The 21,545-nt window shown below is 66.6% G+C and carries 26 protein-coding genes and 1 tRNA gene; 2 read left to right on the top strand and 25 right to left on the bottom strand.

What is annotated here, in order from left to right; all coding sequences use genetic code 11:
• Nucleotides 1-6 precede the first annotated feature (6 nt).
• Nucleotides 7-1,941 (bottom strand): hypothetical protein, encoded by a 1,935-nt coding sequence (locus tag METLW4_RS0100925; RefSeq protein WP_018264317.1) that lies wholly within the window; start codon nt 1,939-1,941, stop codon nt 7-9.
• Nucleotides 1,942-2,081: 140 nt separating this feature from the next.
• On the opposite strand from METLW4_RS0100925, the gene METLW4_RS0100920 reads away from it, so the two are divergent.
• Together METLW4_RS0100920 and METLW4_RS0100915 are read left to right on the top strand one after the other, a co-directional pair.
• Nucleotides 2,082-2,167: transfer RNA gene (locus tag METLW4_RS0100920), tRNA-Leu, on the top strand.
• 39 nt (nt 2,168-2,206) lie between these two features.
• Nucleotides 2,207-3,370, top strand: coding sequence for an acyl-CoA dehydrogenase family protein (locus METLW4_RS0100915; RefSeq protein ID WP_018264316.1), 1,164 nt, complete (start codon nt 2,207-2,209; stop codon nt 3,368-3,370).
• Nucleotides 3,371-3,374: 4 nt separating this feature from the next.
• Here METLW4_RS0100915 and METLW4_RS0100910 read toward each other — a convergent pair whose 3' ends face one another.
• The 24 genes from METLW4_RS0100910 to METLW4_RS0100790 form a co-directional block, all read right to left on the bottom strand.
• Nucleotides 3,375-3,788, bottom strand: coding sequence for a hypothetical protein (locus METLW4_RS0100910; protein ID WP_018264315.1), 414 nt, complete (start codon nt 3,786-3,788; stop codon nt 3,375-3,377).
• A gap of 54 nt (nt 3,789-3,842) precedes the next feature.
• On the bottom strand, nt 3,843-5,225 hold the full coding sequence (locus METLW4_RS0100905; RefSeq protein ID WP_026191147.1) for a sensor histidine kinase: 1,383 nt from the start codon (nt 5,223-5,225) through the stop codon (nt 3,843-3,845).
• A gap of 7 nt (nt 5,226-5,232) precedes the next feature.
• Nucleotides 5,233-5,907, bottom strand: a complete 675-nt coding sequence (locus METLW4_RS0100900) for a response regulator transcription factor (protein WP_018264313.1) — start codon at nt 5,905-5,907, stop codon at nt 5,233-5,235.
• 33 nt (nt 5,908-5,940) lie between these two features.
• Nucleotides 5,941-6,267 (bottom strand): PepSY domain-containing protein, encoded by a 327-nt coding sequence (locus METLW4_RS23575; RefSeq protein WP_018264312.1) that lies wholly within the window; start codon nt 6,265-6,267, stop codon nt 5,941-5,943.
• A 113-nt stretch (nt 6,268-6,380) separates the two neighbouring features.
• A complete protein-coding gene (locus METLW4_RS0100890) occupies nt 6,381-6,578 on the bottom strand; it encodes a hypothetical protein (protein ID WP_018264311.1) in 198 nt (65 codons plus the stop codon).
• Between the two features lie 59 nt (nt 6,579-6,637).
• Nucleotides 6,638-7,096: a M15 family metallopeptidase gene (locus METLW4_RS0100885; protein ID WP_018264310.1), complete on the bottom strand. Its 459-nt coding sequence runs from the start codon at nt 7,094-7,096 to the stop codon at nt 6,638-6,640.
• A 42-nt stretch (nt 7,097-7,138) separates the two neighbouring features.
• On the bottom strand, nt 7,139-7,663 hold the full coding sequence (locus METLW4_RS26165) for a DUF4376 domain-containing protein (protein WP_018264309.1): 525 nt from the start codon (nt 7,661-7,663) through the stop codon (nt 7,139-7,141).
• A gap of 16 nt (nt 7,664-7,679) precedes the next feature.
• Nucleotides 7,680-9,089, bottom strand: a complete 1,410-nt coding sequence (locus METLW4_RS26160) for a DUF2793 domain-containing protein (protein WP_018264308.1) — start codon at nt 9,087-9,089, stop codon at nt 7,680-7,682.
• A 6-nt stretch (nt 9,090-9,095) separates the two neighbouring features.
• The gene (locus METLW4_RS0100865; RefSeq protein WP_026191145.1) at nt 9,096-12,962 is read right to left on the bottom strand and encodes a baseplate multidomain protein megatron; all 3,867 of its coding nucleotides are present in this window, start codon (nt 12,960-12,962) and stop codon (nt 9,096-9,098) included.
• 15 nt (nt 12,963-12,977) lie between these two features.
• Complete coding sequence (locus METLW4_RS0100860) at nt 12,978-13,415, bottom strand: NlpC/P60 family protein (RefSeq protein ID WP_018264306.1); 438 nt, start codon at nt 13,413-13,415, stop codon at nt 12,978-12,980.
• Nucleotides 13,412-14,302, bottom strand: coding sequence for a DUF2163 domain-containing protein (locus METLW4_RS0100855; RefSeq protein ID WP_026191144.1), 891 nt, complete (start codon nt 14,300-14,302; stop codon nt 13,412-13,414). The genes METLW4_RS0100860 and METLW4_RS0100855 overlap by 4 nt, the downstream gene beginning before the upstream one ends.
• A 15-nt stretch (nt 14,303-14,317) precedes the next feature.
• Nucleotides 14,318-14,956: a DUF2460 domain-containing protein gene (locus METLW4_RS0100850; protein WP_018264304.1), complete on the bottom strand. Its 639-nt coding sequence runs from the start codon at nt 14,954-14,956 to the stop codon at nt 14,318-14,320.
• A gap of 10 nt (nt 14,957-14,966) precedes the next feature.
• Nucleotides 14,967-15,551, bottom strand: a complete 585-nt coding sequence (locus METLW4_RS0100845; protein WP_018264303.1) for a phage tail tape measure protein — start codon at nt 15,549-15,551, stop codon at nt 14,967-14,969.
• Complete coding sequence (locus METLW4_RS26820) at nt 15,548-15,751, bottom strand: rcc01693 family protein (protein ID WP_256377837.1); 204 nt, start codon at nt 15,749-15,751, stop codon at nt 15,548-15,550. The genes METLW4_RS0100845 and METLW4_RS26820 overlap by 4 nt, the downstream gene beginning before the upstream one ends.
• A complete protein-coding gene (locus tag METLW4_RS0100835; RefSeq protein ID WP_018264301.1) occupies nt 15,748-16,092 on the bottom strand; it encodes a gene transfer agent family protein in 345 nt (114 codons plus the stop codon). The genes METLW4_RS26820 and METLW4_RS0100835 overlap by 4 nt, the downstream gene beginning before the upstream one ends.
• A gap of 10 nt (nt 16,093-16,102) precedes the next feature.
• On the bottom strand, nt 16,103-16,513 hold the full coding sequence (locus tag METLW4_RS0100830) for a phage major tail protein, TP901-1 family (RefSeq protein ID WP_018264300.1): 411 nt from the start codon (nt 16,511-16,513) through the stop codon (nt 16,103-16,105).
• A gap of 25 nt (nt 16,514-16,538) precedes the next feature.
• Entirely contained in the window at nt 16,539-16,949 is a 411-nt protein-coding gene (locus METLW4_RS0100825; RefSeq protein WP_018264299.1) for a DUF3168 domain-containing protein, read from the bottom strand.
• A gap of 10 nt (nt 16,950-16,959) precedes the next feature.
• The gene (locus METLW4_RS0100820; RefSeq protein ID WP_018264298.1) at nt 16,960-17,286 is read right to left on the bottom strand and encodes a phage head closure protein; all 327 of its coding nucleotides are present in this window, start codon (nt 17,284-17,286) and stop codon (nt 16,960-16,962) included.
• Entirely contained in the window at nt 17,283-17,864 is a 582-nt protein-coding gene (locus tag METLW4_RS0100815; protein WP_043331613.1) for a head-tail connector protein, read from the bottom strand. The genes METLW4_RS0100820 and METLW4_RS0100815 overlap by 4 nt, the downstream gene beginning before the upstream one ends.
• An 84-nt stretch (nt 17,865-17,948) precedes the next feature.
• Complete coding sequence (locus METLW4_RS0100810; RefSeq protein WP_018264296.1) at nt 17,949-19,178, bottom strand: phage major capsid protein; 1,230 nt, start codon at nt 19,176-19,178, stop codon at nt 17,949-17,951.
• Between the two features lie 125 nt (nt 19,179-19,303).
• Complete coding sequence (locus METLW4_RS0100805; RefSeq protein WP_018264295.1) at nt 19,304-19,906, bottom strand: HK97 family phage prohead protease; 603 nt, start codon at nt 19,904-19,906, stop codon at nt 19,304-19,306.
• A complete protein-coding gene (locus METLW4_RS27500; RefSeq protein ID WP_018264294.1) occupies nt 19,906-20,076 on the bottom strand; it encodes a hypothetical protein in 171 nt (56 codons plus the stop codon). The genes METLW4_RS0100805 and METLW4_RS27500 overlap by 1 nt, the downstream gene beginning before the upstream one ends.
• Nucleotides 20,077-20,262 (bottom strand): hypothetical protein, encoded by a 186-nt coding sequence (locus METLW4_RS0100795; RefSeq protein ID WP_018264293.1) that lies wholly within the window; start codon nt 20,260-20,262, stop codon nt 20,077-20,079.
• 61 nt (nt 20,263-20,323) lie between these two features.
• Nucleotides 20,324-21,490 carry a phage portal protein gene (locus METLW4_RS0100790; RefSeq protein ID WP_018264292.1) on the bottom strand — a complete coding sequence of 389 codons (1,167 nt, stop codon included), beginning with the start codon at nt 21,488-21,490 and terminating at the stop codon, nt 20,324-20,326.
• Nucleotides 21,491-21,545 lie beyond the last annotated feature (55 nt).

Raw genomic sequence — 21,545 nt, 5'->3', positions numbered from 1 at the left:
GGGCGCCTATCGCCGATAGGCCGCGCAATCGAAGATGGCGTAATGCTCGATCGGGGTCCAATGCGGCGCCCCGCCGGCAAGATGCAGCGAGAAGCGCGGCGGGCCGCGCCAGAAGCGCGCTTCCAGACCCTCGGCGAGCGCGCCCGGCGATTCGACCGCGCCGACGACATAGGCCGGGGCGTCCGAGCGGACGCAGAGGCGCTCGAGCGAGGCCCGCGTGAAGGGCGGAAAATCAATGACGTCATCCGTGCGCGGCTTCAGCGCGCTGTCGGCCACCCAGCCGAGATCGCGCAGAAATCCCATGCGCTCGCGCCATTCCAGCGCCAGCGGACGCGAGAAGACGACGCCCGCCCCCTGCACGCGCGACGCCCAATTGGCGCGGCCGAGCCATGCCCAGGGCGCGAGCTTGTCGTTGACCCAGAGAATCTCGCCCTCATGCGGCGCGACCATCGTCTCCAGCTCCGACGGATGGAGGTCGGCCGAGCGCAGCGGGAATGGCTCGTTTATCCAGCAATAGGCCGCCAGCGGCGCGGCGAGAACCGCAACGGCTGCGGCGATGAGCGGCCGCACCCGCCATGAGCCGATCAGCATGGCGAGCGCCAGCAACAGCAGCGGGACGAAGGCCGGCTCGCCGGCGCGCAGCACGGAGGGCAGGACCGAATCCTCGCTCGGCGCGACGCGGATATATTCCCGCGCGAACCACAGCGCCGCGGCGAAAACGATGACCGCGCAGAGGCCGCAGAGCGCGAAAAGCGCGCGCTCCAGCGAGGCGAACGGAATATGGCGCCAGCGCGCGCGGCCCCACCAGGCGAGCGCGGCGACGAGCGCGAGAAAGGCGCTCTCCGGCGCCGCGCGCAAAATCCAGCTCGTCACGAGAAGCGTGAGCGCGATGCGGCCCTGTAAGCCGTCCCGCCACAGCGCCGGCGCGGCGAGGCCGAGCGCCAGCGGCGCGAAAGCGGCGGCGAGCCAGAGCGCGCGCCAAGCCTGCGCCTGCGCCGCCAGCTCGCGCATCAGCACATCGCCGAGCAGAAAGCTCGCCGAAAGCCCGAGCCCGACCGCGCCGATCACGCAGAAAAGCAGACGCCGCGCGGGAGGCGGCGAAAGGCTCGCGGCGAGCAGCAGCGTGCTCGCCTGCCGCAGCATTGCGATCCATGTGCCCGCCGGCCAGTCGGAGAGGAAAATATAATCGCTGCGGAGGGAGATGATCGCCGCCCATTGCGGATCGATGCGCGCCGTCAGCCGCTCGAGCAGCGGCGCCCCGGCGAGCGCCGCGACCAGCGCCCCCGCCCCGGCGACGAGCGCGGCGATGAGAATGCGCCGATCTCTCATTCCTTCAAAGAGCAGCGCGACAAGGAAGCCCGGCGCGGCGATGATCGGGTGAAAGGCCGCCGCCGCCAGCAGAAAGCCGATCGCGATCCATCGCCGCTCGGCGAGCAGCGCCGCGAGAGCGCCGAGAACGAAAGCCTCTGCGAAAGGCCGCGGCGTCGCGAAAGGCTCGGCGAAATGAAAGACGCCGAACCCGCCATAGGAGCTGTCGAATGCGGCCGCGAGCAGCAGCAGCGCGAAGAGAGCCGCCCCTCGCGCGAGGCGCGAGGCGAGCGCCGCCAGCGCCGCGAACCAGAACGCGCAGCCCGTCAAAGCGAGCGCCTTGGCCGCCGTGGCGAGGCCGAGAGCGGGAACGAGCAGATCGACCAGCCGCGAGAAGACGCTGAATTTCGATTGGCCGTCGTAGCGGAACATGATGTCGCGGCCGACGCCCTGCGGATCGAGATCGGCGAGGCCACGGCCCATATAGATCACCGCATCATGCTCGAGCCCGTAATAGGGCCGCAGCAGCAGGAAGATCGCCGCGCAGGCGGCGAGCGGCGCGATGGCGCCGAGAGCGATTCGGGACGGCCGCGCGATGTCGCGGCGGAAAGCTTGATCGGTCGAGCTGAGCAATCGACTCTCCGGCGCTTCGCGGCCCGGCCGCGCGTGGCGGGTTCCGGGCGAACCGCAAAGGCTTATCGTCCTCATGGTTAACTCGAGGTTGAGGTCTCCGTTTGCCGCGGCCTGCGCGCTGCGCTATCACTGCGCGAATCGCGGACGTGGCGGAACCGGTAGACGCAAGGGACTTAAAATCCCTCGGGCCATGCCCATGCGGGTTCGATCCCCGCCGTCCGCACCAGGCGCCGCCGCTATCTATCCCCCGAGGAGGCTGTTCCTCATGTCCGCGCTCGAAGCGAGCTTTCCAAGCGATCCTGCGCTCGAGCCGCTGCTCGCCGAGCTCGCCGCCACAGCGGCGCGGCGAGACGCGGAAGGCGGCACGGCGAAACACGAGCGCGATCTCATTCGCGCGAGCGGCCTGCTCGGCCTCGCCATTCCGCGCGCGCTCGGCGGCGCGGGCGCCGATTGGATCGAGATCGCCCAGGCCGTGCGGCGAATGGCGGCGGTCGACAGCGCGCTCGCCCATCTCTTCGCCTTTCACCATCTGATGGTGGTCACGCCGCAAATCTTAGGGACGCCAGAGCAGGCCCGCGCGCTGATGGAGAAGACGCTGCGCGAGCGCTGCTTCTGGGGCAACGCCGTCAATCCCAAGGACCCGCGCCTGCGCCTCACCCGCGACGACGGAGTTTTGCGGCTCGACGGCGTCAAGACCTTCTGCTCCGGCGCGAGCGATTCCGACATGCTGATCGTCTCCGCCCTCGACGAGCAGGACAGGCTGAAGATCGCCGCCATTCCGACGAAGCGCGAAGGCGTTCGCATTCACGATGATTGGGACAATATGGGCCAGCGCCAGACCGACAGCGGCGCGGTCTCCTTCGATCGCGTGGAAGTGCGCGAGGACGAGCTGCTGGTCTCGCCCGGCCCAATGGGCTCGCCTTTCGCGGCGCTGCGGCCCTGTCTCGTGCAGCTTCTGCTCAGCGCAATTTTTGCCGGCCTCGCGCGCGGCGCGCTGGACGAGGCCAAGGCCTATGTGCGCGGACTGCCGAGCGAGGGCGCCGGGCGCATCGGGGCCGATCCGTTCATTCTCCACACGACCGGCGAATTATGGACGCAGGCCGCCGCCGCCGAGGCCTTGCTCGATCGCGCCGCGCGCGCTTTTCAGAACGGCTGGGAAATGGGCGACGCCATCACGCCGCAGCAGCGCGGCGCCATAGCGATAGAGATCGCCACGGCCAAAACCGTGAGCGTGCGCGCCGCGCTCGACACCGGCTCCCGCATTTTCGAGATCATGGGGGCGCGCGCCACTCATGCGCGCTTGCGGCTCGATCGCTTCTGGCGCAACGCCCGCACGCATGCTCTGCACGATCCCATCGACCACAAGCTGAAAGAGATCGGCGATTTCGTGCTGAACGACGCCTATCCGACGCCGTCCTTCTATTCCTGAGCGCTCAGCTCGTCACGCGCCAAGCGCCGTCCGGCTTCTTGCAGGCTTGGCCCTTGGCCTGCTGCGGCCGGCCGTCGATGAAAATCTTATGCGTATAATCCCGGCAGCCGCCCAGGGCCGCCTCGGGCGCCGGCTCGATAAAGCCATAAGCGCCATGTGTTCCGCGCCAGCTCTTGCGTTGGCCGGAGGCGACCGCCTCCTGCTGCGCCGCCACGGCGGTCACGCGATCGGCGGCGTTGAGCTCACGGCCGATGGCGGCGCCGATGACGCCCGGCGCCGGAGGCTCCGGCGCGACGACGACAGCCGCGGCCGGCGCGGAAGATTCGGTCGAATCGCAGCCCGAGACCGCGAGCGCGACGCAGGACAGGCCCGCAGCCGCCGCAAATCTGACGATCGCCGAATTCGCCCGTCTCGACATGATTTCTCTCCGCTGGCGCAATCGCTTCTCCTTTGCCGCAAGGCCCGCACTCTGTCAAAGGCCCGGCAATCGCGCCTGCGCTCTGAGCCCGCCGAGCGGACTGTCGTCGAGCGAGAGCGCGCCGCCATAATCGGCGGTGAGATGCGCGACGATGGAGAGGCCGAGCCCCGTCCCCGGCCGCGTCTCGTCGAGCCGCTGGCCGCGCCGCGTCGCCTGCGCGCGAAGCTCCGCCGCGAGGCCCGGACCATCATCGTCAATGGTGAAAACGAGCCGGCTTCGCCCCGCCTCGGCGTTCTCCAGCGCCACGGACAGGCGCACCTCGCTCGCGGCCCATTTACCGGCGTTGTCGAGCAGATTGCCGACGATCTCCTCGAGGTCCTGCCGCTCGCCGAGAAAGCGCAGCTCCGCCGCCGCCTCGCCGGAAAAGGCGACTCCGCGCTCGCCGTAGATTTTGCCGAAAGTGCGCAGCAGCGCCGCCACCACGGGCGCGACCTCCGTCGTCGCGCCTATGGCGCCGGCGCGCGCGGCCGCCCGCGCGCGCTCGAGATAGAAGGAGATCTGATCGCGCATCAGCGTCGCCTGCTCGCTCACCTTGGCGGCGAGCGGCGAGGGCGCGGCGTCCGCCTCATTGACGATGACGCTGAGCGGCGTCTTCAGAGCATGGGCGAGATTGCCGACCTGCGTGCGCGAGCGCTCCACAATGTCGCGATTGGCGGAGATCATCAGATTGAGCTCCTCGGCGAGCGGCGCCACCTCGGTCGGATAGGCGCTCTCTATGCGTCCGCGCTCGCCGCGGCGAATGAGCGACAATTCCCTTTGCAGCAGCTTCAGCGGCCGCAGGCCGACGCTCACCTGCACGGCCGTGGCGAGCGCCAGCGCAATGGCGAGCAGCGAGAAGGCGACGATGAGCGACCAGCGAAAGCGCGCGATCTGATTCTCGGTCTCCTCCGTCGTCGCCGCCACTTGCACGAGATAGACGCCCGTGTCGCCGACGTCGATGACGCGCTCGACGATGCGCAGCCAGCGCCCGTCCGGCCCCAGAGCGACGCCGCGCCTGACGCCGCCGGTCTCCGCCGGCACATGCAGATCGGAGAGCTTCGGCAGCTTCGCGGCGAACAGCGAACGCGAGGCTTTTATCTCATGCGCTTCATCGTCGAGGCGGGTGATCTGCCAATACCAGCCGGAGCGCGCCAGCTCGAATTGCGGATCGCCGAGCTGGCCCGGCCCGCTGCGTCCATCCTCGCCCGACTCCGAAACATCGGCGACAATGGCGCGCAGATAGACGCCGAGCCGCTGCTCGAACACATCTTCCGCCGTGCGTCGATAATATTCGGTGAGAGCGAGGCCGGCGATCATCAGCATGACGGAGCTGAGCGCCGCAGCGGCGAAGAACAGCCGCGCCGCGATCGATCGCCCCGGAAAGCCCAATCGCCGCATCGCGTCTTCAGCGCTTCGCCGGCTCGGGCGGCGCCGCCATATAGCCGAGCCCGCGCACCGTCTGAATGAGATCGACGCCGAGCTTCTTGCGCAGCCGACCGACGAACACCTCGATCGTGTTGGAGTCGCGGTCGAAGTCCTGATCGTAGAGATGCTCGACGATCTCGCCGCGCGACACGACGCGCCCGGAATGGTGCATCAAATAAGCGAGCAGCCGATATTCATGCGAGGTGAGCTTCACAGCCGCGCCATCGACGACGACGCGTCCGGCCTTGGTGTCGAGCCGAACGGGGCCGCAGACGATCTCGCTGGTGGCGTGGCCGGCCGCCCGGCGCAGCAGCGCGCGCAGCCGCGCGAGCAGCTCCTCCATATGGAAAGGCTTGGCCACATAATCATCGGCGCCGGCGTCGAAGCCCTGCACCTTGTCGCTCCAACGGTCACGCGCGGTGAGGATCAAGACCGGCATGATCCGCCCGGCGGCGCGCCACTCCTCGAGCACGGTGACGCCGTCCTTTTTCGGCAGGCCGATATCGAGCACCACAGCGTCATAGGGCTCGGTGTCGCCGAGAAAATGCCCCTCCTCGCCATCATAGGCGCGATCGACCGCATAGCCCGCCTGCTCCAGCGCGGAGACGAGCTGCCGGTTCAAATCCTTGTCATCCTCCACGACCAGCAGCCGCAAGCCCCGCCTCCGTCACCCAGACGAATCGTCTTTTCAATGCTCTTTATGGCCAGCATGCGGCTGGCCGGTCGCCGCGTCGAGATAAATCCGCACCACTCGCCCATCGCGGCGCAGCAGGCTGATCTCATAGACCAGCTCCTCATGCTCGCGGCAGAGCTTGGCGTTGATCGGTTCCGCATGGGCGGCGACGCTCGCGGCCTGCATCAGCGCGAAAGGATCGCCGAGCCGCCGATCGGAGATGAGCTGGCGGGTCTCGGCGATCGGCAGGCATTGCAGCGCCGGCCGATCCGCGGCCATCGCAGATGCGGCCTGCGGCGCGGCCACGATGAGAGCCAGCAATTTCGACACGATTCGACGCATTCTCGCTTTTCCCCGCAAACTCTATGCGATGCGCCGGCTGAACGCCAAGTGAACGCCAAGTGAACGTCCGAACGAGGGCGGCGCCGAATAAGGCTCCGGCGCCGCCCACGGCCTCAGTCCGCGGCCTTTTCCGGCGCGACGATCGCGATCAGCCCGCCGAGCGCGGCGCCCGCCGCCAGCACGCCATCGCCCAGCGCGCCCGGAGCCACCGAATGCACGATCGCGGCCACCACGCCCGTCCCGGCCCAGGTCGACGGCTCCTCGACCCGAGCGAGCAGCCACGCATAAGCGGAAGAAAGCGAAAGACCCATAGTCGTCATCCTTTCGTTTCGCCGGGAAACCGCCCGGCGCGGAAATCGATGCGCCGCCGTCACGGATAGAGCGCCCATGGCAGCTGATAGTGCGGGCCATCCCTCAGCGCGCGCCAATCGCCGCCCCATTCGATCGTCACATGCTCCGCCTGCGCCGCCGCCTTCATCGCGCGCGCGATCGGATAGATCTGCGGCCACGACCATTGCGGCCGCCCATCGACGAGCGGAACGAGATCGACCGCATGTCCGACGAGCCCATGCCGCGGGTCCAGCGTCGGCACATGCCGGCAGCGGAAGGGATTCTTCAGCGCCGACGCGCCGCGGGCGATGAGCGAGCGCTCGCGCGCGATTGTCCGCACGCCTTCGAACACCACGAATTTCTGCTCGCAGCGCGCGGCGGCCGCCCGCACCACGCGCACGAGATCGGGATGCACGCCTATGAGCTTCGCCTCGCAGGCTTCGCCCAGCACAAAGCCTGCGCGCGGCGCGGAGCGCGCCGGCGCTTTCATATCGATCATGTCGAAGTCCTTTCGCTCGTGAAAAAGGCGCGGCGCGCCGCCTCAGCCCGGCCAGGCCGAGTCTATGTCGATCGACGCGAGCGCTGCGCTGTCCTGCGCCGCGAGGATGGCAGCGACGAGCTGCGCTTCGCGATCGAAGCAGCTCTGCACATGCGCCCGCACGCCCTGCGCGACGGCGATCAAGGCCGCATGGTCCAACATGACGAATCCGCCATCCGCCAGCTTCCAATTCACCGCGTAATTATTGTTGAGCACGCTGGCCACGACCGCGGCGGTGAGCTTCGCTTGCGTCGTCTCATCGGTGAAAATGCGCATGCCATTCACCGAGGTTCCCGCCGTCTCCGCGCGCCACCGACGCGCGGCGACAGCAGCGAGCCGCTTGCTCCTGATTTCCGCGAGAGTGGGAACGGGCGGAGGCGTCGGCGCATTCCCGGCGCCGAGCCACTCACGATAAGCGAGGCTGTCGGCGGTCGGCGCATCGATCGGGACGCTCGCGCCATCGGCGTCGCGCCGCACCAGATCGGGCAGCGGCTCCCCACTGAGATCGCAAATGATCGAATAGGCCATGTCGCGAATCTCCCTCTCAAATTTCCGCCGAAGCGGTGAATGCGCGATTATAGGCTTCGACCGATCCTGCCGCGGTGGACGCCATGAAATATCGGACGGCCCCCTTGCCCATCGTATTGAGGCCGTCCATCAGAACATTGGTCTGCACGCCGCCCGACAGCGCCGACAAGGTCGGCGTGCCGAACATCATCGCGGGCAGCGTCATGACCGAGCCGCCGAATTGCGTGCCCGCAGTTGCGGTGAAGAGATGCGAGACCAGCAAGGCCTGAAAATAGCGCTGGCACATCGACAGCTCCACGCCCGGCGGCCGCCGCTCGAAGCTGGTCGCATAGACGCCGGGCTCCAATTGCGGCCGCAGGACAGAGCCGCCGGAGAATTCGACATTGGTCTGCGCATTCGCCGTGAGCCCAAAGACCAGAAGCGGCGCGCTGCGAGAAGCCGTCGCATAAGAACCGGAGCCGGAGTAGCCCGCGCCCTGCCATACGCGCGCCTGCGCGCTTCCGTCATGCGCGAGCACATAGGATCCGCCCTCCATCAGCTGCGCCTCGATCGGCAGGATCAAGGAGCCGGCGGAAAGGGAGAGCGTCGTGTCCAATCCGCTCGTTGCGAATGTATAGCTCGCGCCAGAAGCGCCGGCCTTCACGCCGTCATGGCCATATTGACCGGCCGCGAGCGACACTGTTCCCGAAACAGCGCGCTGATTGATCGCGAACGCCGCATTGCGCAGGCGATTGCGAAACGCGAGAGAAGCGCCGTCGCCCATCCCGTTCGGAAAAGCGACGCGCCCCGTCGAACGATCGACGATAAGCGCCTCGCGCCAAATCGTCCCGTCGGCGGACACTTTCACATGGAAATCATCGTCGCCGAGAAGTCCCGTCTCGGCTCGCCCAGACCAATTGGATTGATAGAGCTGCGACGCCGTGTTGGCGGCAGTCTCCTTCTCGAGCTTGACGCGAAAATCGCCGGCCCCGCCCTCCGCGGTCGTGCGCGCGGCGAACAGCGCCGCGCTCGCCTTCACCGAGAGGGGATTGACGGCGTCCGCCGTCGTCCCGACGCCGAGCAGCGACAGAGCCGCGAGCTCTCGCAGCGCGAGCCCCGCATCGATCCACGCGGAGCCGTCACAGAGCAGCATGCGCTGCTCTGCCTCCACAAAGGCGAGCCAGCCCGCTTTCGGCGCGAGAAACGCCCAAGCGCCGCCGAGACGGACCGCGACCTTCTGCTCCTTCCCCGCGAAAGCTCCCGCCGCCGTGGCGACGACGAGATATCGATCGCCATCGATGGGAGAAGCAGGCGGCGAGGCGCGTCGCTCGATCACGGAAAGCTGCGTGACCGCGTCGAGCAGCACCAACGCCTCATTATGGGTGACATGCTTCTGCGCCTGCGCCGCATCGATGCAGGGCAGAGCCAAATGAGTCGTATCGGTCATGGAAGCTCACTCTATGGGCAGCGTCGCGACGAGCGGAAAGCCGCGACCCGCACGGGCGCTGATTTGAAATATCTGCACGGCCAAGCTCGTCTGCGGCGCGCCGAAATCGGCGAGCTCGTCGCTCGCCGAATAGAGCGCTGAAGCGCTCGCCACGCTCAGCGCGCGCGCGCCGCCGCCGGGAAGCGCGATGACGACGTCATAGGCTTCGCTCTCCTCGCCGAGCGGAATATCGACCGGCTCCCAGGAATCGGCGTCGATCCGCCCGCGCCGGATGAAAGAAATGACGACGCCATCGGCTGTGCGTCGCGCATGCGCATGAGTCGGCGAATAGGGAAGCAGCGACTTGCGCGTCGCGGCGACCTCCAGCTCGACATAGGTCGGATCGTCATAGTCGCGATCCGCCGGACCGATTCGATAGACGCGCGCGGAATCGATCTCCGCAGCGTCTCTCGCGAGCGCGACGATCGCATCGTCGAGCAGCACGACCGTCGATCCCGCCGCCACTGTGCGAGCGGCCAGCGCATCCTCGCCGCCGATCCCGCGCAGCAGCCGCGACAGACGATAAGTGTTCGTCGCGACCAGCTCCGCACGCGTGAAGGCGAATATCTCCCAGGCGCCGTCATCGCCGCGTATCGCCATCGACGAGCGCAGCGCGAAAGCGCTTCCATCGTCCACCGAAGCGAGCGCGCCCGACGCGAGCTTCACCGTCACGCTCGCGCCACGATCGAAACGCCCGAGCGGTCCCGGCGCGAGCGCATCCAAAGTTTCGCCCATGGCCGCACGCTTCTCGATCAGCCCGACAGATTCGAAGGACGCGCCGAGCTTGCGCCGAATCGCCAAAGCGCCCGGCCAGGGATCGGCGAAAGTGGCGACATGCGACAAGGCCGTCTCTCCATCCTTCGCGATCGCGAGATCGAGAACGACCACGCGCGGCGGACCGATGACGCCCGGAGACGCCAAAGCGCGCGGGGCGAGGGAGCGCGCGCAAACATCATAGACGCTCGCATCGACCGCGCGCGCCTCGATCTCGCGCGCCGCGCCATCGGTGATCTGCGTGATCTGCCATTTGCGTCCCGCCACGCGCGCCAATGAGACCACATCGCCCGCTTCCAGAGTCGCGAGCCCCGGCCGCACAGAAAATCGCGCCGTCTCGCGCCCCGCCCAAATATCCTGCAGCCATACATCGGCCAGACGCTGCGCATTGGAGCGCGCCATCATCACCGCCGTCTCCGCTTCGCTCCGCCGTGAGGAATAGCCCTCGAGCCGACGCGACAGCACACGGCCAGTGCGATAATCGAACTCCGAATCGCCGAAGGACAAAGCGATCTCATGCGGAAGCTCGCTCTCCTGCGCACGCCGCAGCTCGATCAGCGACGCATCCTTGCGCGGAACGAGATCATCGTCGTCGATCTGGCGCACGCTTTTCGTCCCACGCGAGACGAAGCGCAGAGCCCCGCCGGACGCCACAGCGTCGAAGCCGAACAAAGACGCGAGCGGATCGATGGCCTCGCGCGGCGACATTGCGCTGTCGAGCACATAGCCATCGACGAAGCCCTCGATCGCGGGCCGCTCCACGATGAGATCATTCGTCCCGATCGCCGATGCGAGCGCCGCAACGAGGCGATCGAGCGGCGTCCCCTCGAGCCGCCCATTGAGCCAATGCCCCGTCTCCCAATTCGCCGCATCCGCCCAGACATCCGAACAGCCGGGAAAAGCGGGAAACGGCCGCGCATCCCAGCACCAGACATGAATGCGCGCCACATCGACCATTCGCCCGCCATAGGAAATCGACAATGGATTGCGCAAATCGCCGCCCGCCGCCGTCGGATCGAAATAGCCGAGCATGGCCTCGAGACAGCGCGCCTGCATCAGATCATCGCGTCCGCCGCGCGAAAAATAGGGAAGTCCCCCTTCCGACGAATGCGCGTCGGCGAACACATTGGGCGCATTGGCGCCGCGATCGACCGCCGCACATCCCGTCTCGACGATCCAGATCGGCTTGCTCTGCGGCGTCCAATCCGTCGATGCGCCGAGCTCCACGCCGCCGACGCGTTCATGATGGGCATTCGACCACCAGCCGAGGAGATCCTTGACACGATAGACCCACGGCTTGCCGAGCGAATCCATGATCGGCGTGCGCGTCTGCGTGAGCCGATCCGCCTCGCTCCCGTAGAACCAATCGAATCCTTCGCCGGAGCCGACGCGCGACGTCAGATAATCGAGATCATAGACATTCGCCGCGCTCTGCGCATCGAGATGCTCTAAGCCGTCGCGCCAATCGGAAAGCGGCCAATAGACATCGATTCCGACGAAATCGATCGACGACGCGCCCCATAGAGGATCGAGCGGAAAGCGAAGCTCGCCCGCCGCCGGCACATGCGCGCCATATTCCGTCCAATCGGCGGAATAGCCGACCTTGGTTCCGCCGCGCAGAACGCTCTTCACATCCTCGGCGAGCGCGGCCAGCGCCGCGACGGCAGGATAGACGCCCGGCGCCGAGCGAATGTGCGTGAGCGCCGCCAGCTCCGAGCCGATGAGGAAGGCGTCGACGCCGCCCGCCTCCTCGCACAATCCCGCATAATGCAGAATAAAGGCGCGATATTGCGCGAAGAAAGCCGCGATTTGCGTCGCCGCCGCGCTCGTTCCATCCACCGTGTCCGTACGCCCCGGCGCAGGATCGCAGGTGATGCGGCCGCGCCAAGGAAAGGCGGGCTGTCCGATCTCGCCGTTGCGCGGATCGGGCAGCGCATTTCCCGGCGGCACATCCATCATCACAAAAGGGTAGAACAGGACGGAAAGACCGCGAGCGCGCAGATCGGCGATAGCGGCGCGCACCGATGCATCGCTCGGCGTGCCGCCGAAAGCGGAGCGGCCGTCGATCTGCGAGACCAGCCGCGCCGTCGCGCGCATCAGCCCCGCGACAGACCAATCCGCCGGCCAGAACGGCCCATACACATAGTCGAACTCGCCAATCGTCTTGAATGTCGCATCGACACGCGGCGCGATGGTGCAATGACCCGCGCGCAGATCGTCGCCGAACCAGGGCACGACCAGCGCCACGCTCTCGAGATTGGGACAGAGCGCCTGCAATGCGTCGATCGACGCCGTCCAATCGCTCGCCGCCGTCAGCTGGTGACGATTCTCCGCGCTGGTCTGGCCGGGCGAGAAGAAGTTCAACTGTAGCGACGGCTGATAGCCGGCCTCCGTCGCGCCCGGAATAATGTCGACGGCGCGAATCTTCGCGCCGAGCCCCGCCACCGGACACGTCACCTCGAAGGTGAATTGCGGAATGCGATTGCCGAAGGGCGCGAGCGCCAATTGCTCGAACACGATATAGGCGAGCCCACGATAGGCCGGCGCATTCTCCGCCCCCTCCTTGGCGACGATCAACGCATCGGGCAGCTGCTCGTCATCGCCCCTATAGATGCGAATCGGAAGGCTCGTCATGTCGAGCTCGTTGCCATCCGCGAATATGCGCCGCACGAAAGCGATCGGGCCTTCACAGAGACCGATCGCGAAATTCGCATAATAGGAATACGACACGCTCACCGTCTGCGCCGCGCCGCCGCCGCCCTTGCCGCGATTGCTGGAGCCGCCATCCAGCGACACATTCGTCTGCTCGAGAAAGCGCGTCGCCCAGATCATCTGGCCGCCGATGCGCGCGCGCCCATAGACGCGGGGAATCGCCGCTCCTTCCGTGGAGGCGACGCCGTCCATGGCCTTCAGCCGCGGCCCGACCTCGTAGCGCGTCCCCGCGCGGGGCTGCAGCGCCGCATCGACGAGCGCGCCGCCAACCGCGCCGGCGATATTGCCGATGACCGAGCCGATCGGCGTGATCGCCGCGCCCGCCGTCTGCAAAAGAAGAGTCGCCATCTCGCCTCCGAAGCCTCAATCAATCACGCCGGGGAAGGCGAACGCCCCCGCCAATTTCTTGCGCCATAGGCCGATCGGCGCCTCTGCGACGCAGGCGCCGCCATGCGCATGCACCATATGCGTCGCGCTGGCGGCGATCCCGAGGTGCTTGGCCGGCGAATGATCGCGAAAGCGAAACAAAAGCACATCGCCGGCGCGAAACGAGTCCATCTCGACGACATCGAAATGGCGATGCGCGGCGAGCGCCAAAGTCTCCTCGCCCTGCGCCTCCGCCCAATCCGGCGAATAGGGCGGCGCCGTCTCCGGCTCCGGCCCCACGACAGCGCGCCACACGCCGCGCACGAGACCGAGACAATCGCAGCCGACATGAATGAGCGACGCCTGATGCCGATAGGGCGTGCCGATCCACAGCCGCGCCTCACGGAGGATCGCCGCGCGCGTGACCTCGCTCATCGAAAGAAGCTCCCGCCATCCATCGTCGGCGCGAGCGAGCTCGGATAGGAGATGACGAGATCATTGCCCGGCATATGCGGAAAGCCTCTGAAATTGACGATATTGGAAAATTTCGATCGGCAGCTCGCCGCGCTCTTGTCGCAGCCGGCGACGAGCGTGAAGCTGTCGCCGGCAACCATCCCGTCCGCGAGCTGTGACCATAATGCGAGACGCGCAGTCTCGCCGAAGCGGCGATGCGATTTGATCGCGCCGCCGGCGCCTGCTTCGGCGCCGCTCGTGACGGTCAATGAGCCTCCCGTGAAAAACTCATCGTCGAAAGCCTCCGCGAGCGCCGCGACGATCGCGCCTTGCGTCGCCGCCAGCACGACGCCCGTCGTATGATAGGAGGAGGCGGAGAGATCGACCTTGCACCGCGCATCGCCGAGATCTGCGGAGCAGCCTTTCTGATAGCTGTCGCCACGCGTCTCATCGAAGAAATGCGCCAGCGAGCGCAGCTCCGCCCGAAACGCGAATTCGCTGCGCGTCACCTCGCCAATCGTCGTCGCGTCGATGAGCAGACGATTCTCGACATTGCTCCAATCGACGAGCCAAATTTCGACGCCGGCGCCGTCATAGCGCCCGGTGGCGAGATCGCTCTCGACGAGCCCGTCCGATTGCAACGCCCCGATCACCTCGCCGCCGCCCGACGCCAGACCGACGCTTCCCTCTATCTGCGTCGCGACCAGCCCAGTCGCGGCGCGATAGGTCACGCCGCCGAAGACGAGATCGCGATCATGATCGGTGAATCCCATCACTTGGCCATCCTTGCGGGCGAGGCGCCAGCAGTTGCACAAGGTCGACGCCGAAGCGTCGAGCGATTCTCGCATCGCCGATGAAGCCTTACGCATCGATGCCCCTCTCTCTCAAAGAATGAGCTCGATGATCGGAATTTTCGGGATGGCGCCGGCCTCGAAGGACGAGACGTCGATCTCGAGATAATCCGTGTCGAAACGCGCCGGCACATCGAAGAGAAAGCCTGCCGTGACCGCGGCGCCGGCCCCTGGAACGGCCGAGAGCGAGAAGCTCACGATTCCGCTCGTCGCATCGACGTCGAAATCGACGCCTCTCGTCTTCTCGACGCCGGCGACCGCGACGCGCACGCTCTCCGCCACCGGCTTGGCTATCGTCCGCGCATAGGGCGCGAAGCTCCCGCCATAGGTCTTGCGCAGCTGAAATTGCGCCTGCGCGCCATCGCCGGCGCCGAGGCTCTGGTCGAGCGGCGAAATCGGCCCCGTATGCGCAGAGGAAAAGTCCGCGCGATCGCGCCAGCGAAAGCCGAACAGCCGCCCGCGCCGCTCCTCGAAAAATTCGACGACTGCCGCGAGCTGCGCGAGTGATTTGACGCCATAGCCCGCCTCATAGCGTCGACGCGATTGCGCCCATCGCGCATTGCGCGCCTCACGATTGGAGCCGAGCGTGACGATATCGGTGCGCCGCTCCGGCCCGCCGCGTCCATTCAGCGACACGTCGAGCGGAAAGCGCGTCTCGTGAAAATCGACCATCGCGCTCTCCTCAAATATTGCGCCGACCGCGCGCCACCGCACGGGCCAAGGCTGCAGTGATCTGGCCTTCGGAACGGCGGAAGCTGTCGACATCCTGCGCCGCGATATTAACCGTCACCGCAACCGGATCTCCGGCGCCCTGCATCGCGACGCCCAGTCGACCATCCGGCCCGCGCGCGAGCGGCATGATCGCCTCGGCGCCGCGCTCGCCCATGAGGCCCACAGCGCCATTCGCGGCGAAGAATGTGGGGCTGGCGACGACGCCGCCATCCGCGAACGGCGCCACAGAACCGCCGCCGCCCAATGCGCCGGAGATCAGCGCACTCAATCCGCTCGTGGCGCCCTGCGTCAGAGCCTGCGCGCCGGCGTTGACGCCGAGCTTGGCCAAAGAGCGCGCGATCGAAACGAGAGTGGAATCGAAGCTCTTGCCATTCACCGCCGCGCTCGCCAGCCCGCTCGACAAGGTCTTCGTCGCCGAAGCGGCGACCGAATTTATGTCCTCGAGCAGCGTCCTCGTCGTCTTCAGATCGAGCGCCTGAAAAGGCTGATCGAACGATGATTGGGAGCCGCTGTCAGTGGTCGTCGCATCGCTCACGTTTGATCTCCGTCAGGAAATGCGCGCATCAGCTCCGCCAGAGCGTCGCGTGACGGCGCTATCGCCGCGCGGCCATAGAGGCCTTCCGCGGCGCAAGCCAATTCGCGGGGCGTCATCGACCAGAAGTCACGCGGCGGCAGACGTAGCGCGCCGAGGCCGAACGCCATTGCTCGGCCCCATGGAAAGGGCTGCGGCGTCACCCGCTCGCGCTCCCCGGCGGCGGAGGGTTTGCGCTTTCGCCGAATGTCGCGGACAGAAGATCGGCCGCGATCTTCACATAATCGCCGAGGCCTCCGGCGACCGTCATGCGCGCGACCTCCTCGTCGCACATCTCATTTCCGCCGCCGCGCAATCCACATCCGATAATGCGGATGAGATCGCGCGCCGAGAGTCGGCGTCCTTCGAAACGCTCCGCGAGCGCGACGAGATCGCCCACGCCATGCGCGCTCTCGAGCTCGGCGAGCGCGCCGAGCGTGAGGCAGAGCCGATAGCGCTCGCCATCGAGCGTCGCCTCGATTTCTCCCCGCTTATGATTGGCCATGACGATCGCCTCATGCCGCAGTGAACGAAACAGCGCTCGCCGATTCGAGCGCTATGTCGAAAGTCATCTCAGCGTTGTGCTCGCCGCGATAGTCGAGACTGGAGATTTGAAACATGCCGGCTATGATCCCGAACGAAGGGACCATGATCCGCCATTCTCGAAGCACGCCGTCGAAGAACAGCTGACGAATGAGCGTATCCGACGCCTGATCCTTGAAGATTCCCGTTCCCGCCAGGCTCGCGCGCTTCACGCCGGCGCCGTCCAGAAGCTCGCGCCATCGTCCCGCCGATTCGGCGTCGGTGACCTCGACCGTCTCGGCGTTGAGAGACAGGCGGCGCGTGCGCAAGCCGGCGACGGAGACGAAGGCTCCGCTCCCATCGTCGAGCTTCAGCAGCAGATCTTTTCCCTTTTGTGCGGACATTTGAAGCCTTTCGAATTCGGTGTCGTCATTGCGCTTCCGTGGTCGCGCGAAAGCGGAGATCGACGCGCGCGAAGCGGCCATTGTGCTCGCGGCGCGTCTCTGTGCTCTGATGGCGCAGATCGATGAGGAGATGTCCCTCGAGAGCGAGCGGCGCCTCGTCGAGAAGATCGACGATCCTCTGGCCGAGCGTGAGCGCTTCCGCGGCTCCGCGCTCGATCGAAACGATCGAGATCACAAAGATCTGCTCCGCGCCGCGACTGTCCGACGTGGACCAATCGCGCAGCTTCGCATCGGAGAGCAGCACGTAAGGCGCGGCTGCGCCGCGCGGAGCCTCGTCATATATTTTGACCGCGCCGAGCGCAGCCACGAGCGCGGAATCCGCCGACAGACGCGCACGAATGGCTTTGCGCAGCGAGACGACTGGCGAGATTGTCATTTGCGACGCCTCATGCGATCTCCTCACAATGGCAGAGCAGAAAGCGGCGCCTGCCGTCCGGGTCGTAGGCGGAAGCGATGCGAAGCTCGCGCGCGCCATCGACGAGACGCATCTCGCTCGTCACATCGCCGCGCCATCGGGCTTGCGCGATCCATTGGATCGCCATCTCCTGACGATCCTCGACGAAGCGCGCCTCGGCGGACAGCGGTGTGAGCTTCACCCAAATGGCGCCGAGAGCGACATAGCTTCGCGTCATCGTGCCGCTGTCGTCCGCCATGTCCACCGGCGCCTCGAGGCTCATGCGCAGGCGCATCTCGCCGATCTTCGGCGCGTTCATGTCAGACGCTCGCGTCGAAACGGCTTCGCCAAAGCCATTGCGATGGTCGGCAAAGGCGCGGAGGCGTCGCCCGCATCGCCACGATTCTCGTGCCAATGCCCGACGAGCGCGAGAATGGCGCGGCGCAGAGGCTCCGGCGTATCGGCGGCGCTATCGCCATAGCCTGCGACGAGATCGATCTCGATTCCGTCGAAGGGCCGGCCCGGCCGCGGCGGCGGCGAGAGAAAGACCACGCGTCCGGCGTCGCGCGCCGGCGCCGCGCGAAAGGAGGCGCTGTCGAGCGTCCGGGCGACGTCGCCGGACTCATAGACGCGAATGGCGGAAACGCTACGAAAGGGCGCGAATGGTATGGCGAGCGCGCCGCGTCGCAATGTCTGCGCGGGCCAGGCGTCGAGCCGCATGCGCCAGCTCTGCGTGACGAAGAAGCGGCGCGTGTAGGCTTCGAGCGTGAGGCGCGCCGAGACGATCAAAGCCGCCAGCAACGGATCCTCATCGGTGGAATCGATCCGCAGCCAGGCCTTCGCCTCGTCGAGCGAGACCGGCTCCAGCGCCGGCGCCGTCAGGAGATTGGGAATCATTCGGCTGTCCATTCGTGAATGACGAGCGATTTTCGCGGTTGCGAGCGGCACTGTCGCGCGCCGCTCGCATTTCTGCCTGTTCGATCAGGCGACGCCGAATTTCAGCAGCTTGATCGCCTCGAAATCCTGCACGCCGCCGCCGACGCGCTTGGTCGTGTAGAAGAGCACGTAAGGCTTCGCGGAATAAGGATCGCGCAGCACGCGCACGCCGAGCCGATCGACCACGAGATAGCCGCGCGCGAAATCGCCGAATGCGACGGAGAGGCTGTCGGCGCCCATGTTGGGCATGTCTTCGGCTTCGACCACGGGAAAGTTCAGCAGCGACGCCGGCTGATCGAGGCTCGCGGGCGGAGCCCATAGATATTCGCCGGTCGTCGATTTGAATTTGCGAATGGCCGATTGCGTCTGCCGGTTGAGCACGAATTTGCCGTTCTGGCGATAGCCGGCGCGCAGCGCATAGACGAGATTGAAGAGAGCGTCGGACGGATTGCTCGCCGCAAATCCGCCGGAGACGCCAGTCGCGACATAGCCGATATTGCCCCAGCTCCAGCTCGCGTCCGCGACCGTGGCGTAAGCGAGAAAGCCCTTCGGCTTGTCGGTTCCATTGCCGTTCACGAAGGCGGCGCCTTCCTGCTCGGCGAAGACGGTCTGCACCTCTTCTGCGATCCACTTCTCCACATCGATCGCGGAATCGTCGAGCAGCGTCTGCGTCGCCGCCGGCATGGCGTAGAGCTCCATCGCCGGAAAATTGAGATCGACGATCTGCTGGCTGGCGGTTTGCGTTCGCGGATCGGTTTCCGCCGCCCATCCCGAAGCCGGCCCCTGCGTGGAATAGGCTTTGCGCAGCGAATGCGTCGAGATTTCACGCACGCTGGCGATGGCGCGAATAGGCGACAAATGCGCGAGCCGATGCAATATCTCCTGCTCCGCAGGAGTCGGCACGAGATATCCGCCGTCCGGGCCGGAGCCGGCGGACAGCGCCTTGGATTCGAGCGCCTTGAGGCCGGAGGCTTCGCCGCTGCGGATATAGAGAGAAAACGCCGATTTGTGCTCGCGCGCGGGCGCATCGCCGTTCGGCGTCGACGCGAGTCGGGGCCGCGCGAGATCGAGCGCGACGCGATCCACGCGCCGCTTGGTCTCGTCGATGGCGCGGTCGATGCGCTGCAGCTTCTCCTCGGTGATCGCGTCGACGCCCAATCGCGTCTCAATCTGCGCGAGGCGTTCCTCGTTCGCATCCTTGAACGCCGTGAAAGCGCGATGAAGATCGGCGAGCGCCTCCTCGCCGGAGAGCGTCTTGGTTTCGAGAGACGACATTGGCGACAACCTCTTTCTTTCGACATGAAGGCGCGCGTAAGCGCCGCGGCCTATTCGCGGACGTTCGGACGCCAGGGGGGATTGGAGATGCGATCTTCACGCGCGGCGCGAGCCGCGAGCGCGCCTTACTCTGTGGCGAGCCGCTGCAGCGTCGCCTCGAAACGTCTCGTGGCGAGCTGCATGCGAATCCTCGCCAGCTTTTGCGCGAGCTGCGCGGCCGCATGACGCGGCGCCGTCGCCAGAGCGGGATTGACGGCGATGCGCGCCTGCGGGAGCGCAGGAAAGGTGACGATCGATATTTCGATGAGATCGATCTCGAGCAATCGTCGCGCGCCACTCTCGGCGTCGCTGGCTGCGCGAAGCGTGCGAAAGCCGATCGACAGGCCGTCGAGCGCGCCCGCGCGGATCAGCGACAAGGCCTCGCGCGCCCGCACGACCGAAAGATCGAGCCGACCGCGCACTTTCAATCCGCGCGCGTCTTCGGCGATCTCCGTCCATACGCCGATCGGCTCTTCGGCGCGATGCTGCCACAGCATTTTGACGCTTGCGGCGCCGCGTCGGCGCAGGCTCGCGGCGAAGGCGCCGCGCTCGACGATATCGCCGCAAGCGTCCCGCACGCCGAAGAGGCTCGCATATCCGTCGAAGGCGCCGTCGGCGCCGATCGCCGCGGGAAGCGGCGCGCGCTTCGTCTCCAGCCTCGGCTTTGCAATGCGAATGTCTCGCGCCATCAGGCCGTCTCCCGCGTCGCGCCGATCGCGGCGGGACCGCCGCCGCGCTGCGGCTCACGCAGGCGCTGCAAGGCCCGCACAAAAGTCTTGAACACGACTTCGGGCTCGAGGCGCGGCGGCTTGCGCGCGCGGCGCTTCACGAAGCGGAGAGGCGACACGGACTGGCTCATTCATTCGCTCCCATAACGGCGGTTGAAGCGCGCGAGCTCGCGGACGAAGGCGTCGAGCCGCCGCGTCGCGGCGCCCAGCTCGCGCAAGGCGCGCAGCGCGAAGGCGGTCGCGGCGCTCGCCCAGAGAAACAGCGCGAGATGGGCGAGATCGCCGCGCTCGATAATGGAGGTGACGATCTCGGACATTGGACGCCTTTCAGAGGCGATTGCGCGCAGGGATTCGTTCGATGCTTTGCCGATCCGGCGACTATTTCGCGGGCTTGCCCATCGGGCCGTAGCCCGCGGCCTCGCGCTGCTCGTCGACGGTGAGAAAGGCGGCGCCGCCGATGCGGCTCCACTCCACCGCGCGCTCTTGCGCCAGCGCGTCGATGCGATCGGCGTCATAGTCGAAGCGGAAGGGCGCGAAGCCCGGCTGCGCCCAAGCGTGAAACGCCTTCTGCAAGCGCCGCACGAGCGGAATGATCGTCTGGCGCCAGAAGGCGCGATTGGCCTCCTCGTAATTGCGAAAGGTGTTGTCGCCCGGCAGGCCGATCAGCAATGGCGGCACGCCGAAAGCGAGCGCGATCTCCCGCGCGGCGGAGGCTTTCGTCTCGGAAAAATCCATGTCTTTCGGCGAGAGCGACAGCGCCTTCCAGTCGAGCCCGCCTTCCAGCAGCAGCGGGCGGCCGGCGTTGAAGGCGCCGGAGAAATTCTCCTCCAATTCTTGCTTCAAGCGCTCGAACTGCTCATCGGTGAGATGTCCGCCCTCCGGCCCGGCATAGACGAGCGCGCCGGAGGGCCGCGCGCTATTGTCGAGCAGCGCCTTGTTCCAGAAGCTCGCGGCGTTATGCGTGTCGACCGCCGTCTGCGCGGCGGCGAGCGGCGCGAAGCCGTAGATATCGTCGAGCGGATTGAACAGGCGAATATGCAGGATCGGCTCGATGCCGCGCCCCTGAATGTCATAGCGCACGCTGTCGCCGGCGACGGAATAGACATAGGCCGAGGGCCAGCCATTGCGTCCCGCGACGACGCTCATCCGGTCGGGACGCAGACAATAGGCCTCGCGCAAGAGCCCATCGACGGAAGCGCCTTCCACATAGGCGTCGCCATAGAGCAGCAGATTGGAGATCAGCGCCTCGAGAAAGGAGACGCTCGTGTCGGAAGGATTGGGGCGCTCGATCAGGCGCAGCAGCGGATGCTCGGGAGTCTCCGCACGACCTTCATAAGCGAGCCAGGGCACGGAGGCGGCGCCTTCCGCCACCATGCGCACGGCGCGATAGCAGACCGCGTTGCGCTCATAGCCGGCGCGGGTGAGCGCGACATTGTTGCGCGCGGTCCATTGCGGCGCGGCCATGGACTGCAGCGAGAGCATGGCGCGCGAGGATTTGCGCTCCGGCGCGCGCGCGCCGAGGAGACGGGAGAAGAAAGAGGGCATGGGATGTCCGTTGGAAAGGCAAGAAGCGAGTAGCGAATAGCAAATAACGAATAGA

The sequence above is a fragment of the Methylosinus sp. LW4 genome (assembly GCF_000379125.1).
In the GTDB taxonomy this organism is placed as follows: domain Bacteria; phylum Pseudomonadota; class Alphaproteobacteria; order Rhizobiales; family Beijerinckiaceae; genus Methylosinus.
Note: the sequence above shows the minus strand (reverse complement) of the source record. Positions and strands in the feature narration are given on the sequence as shown.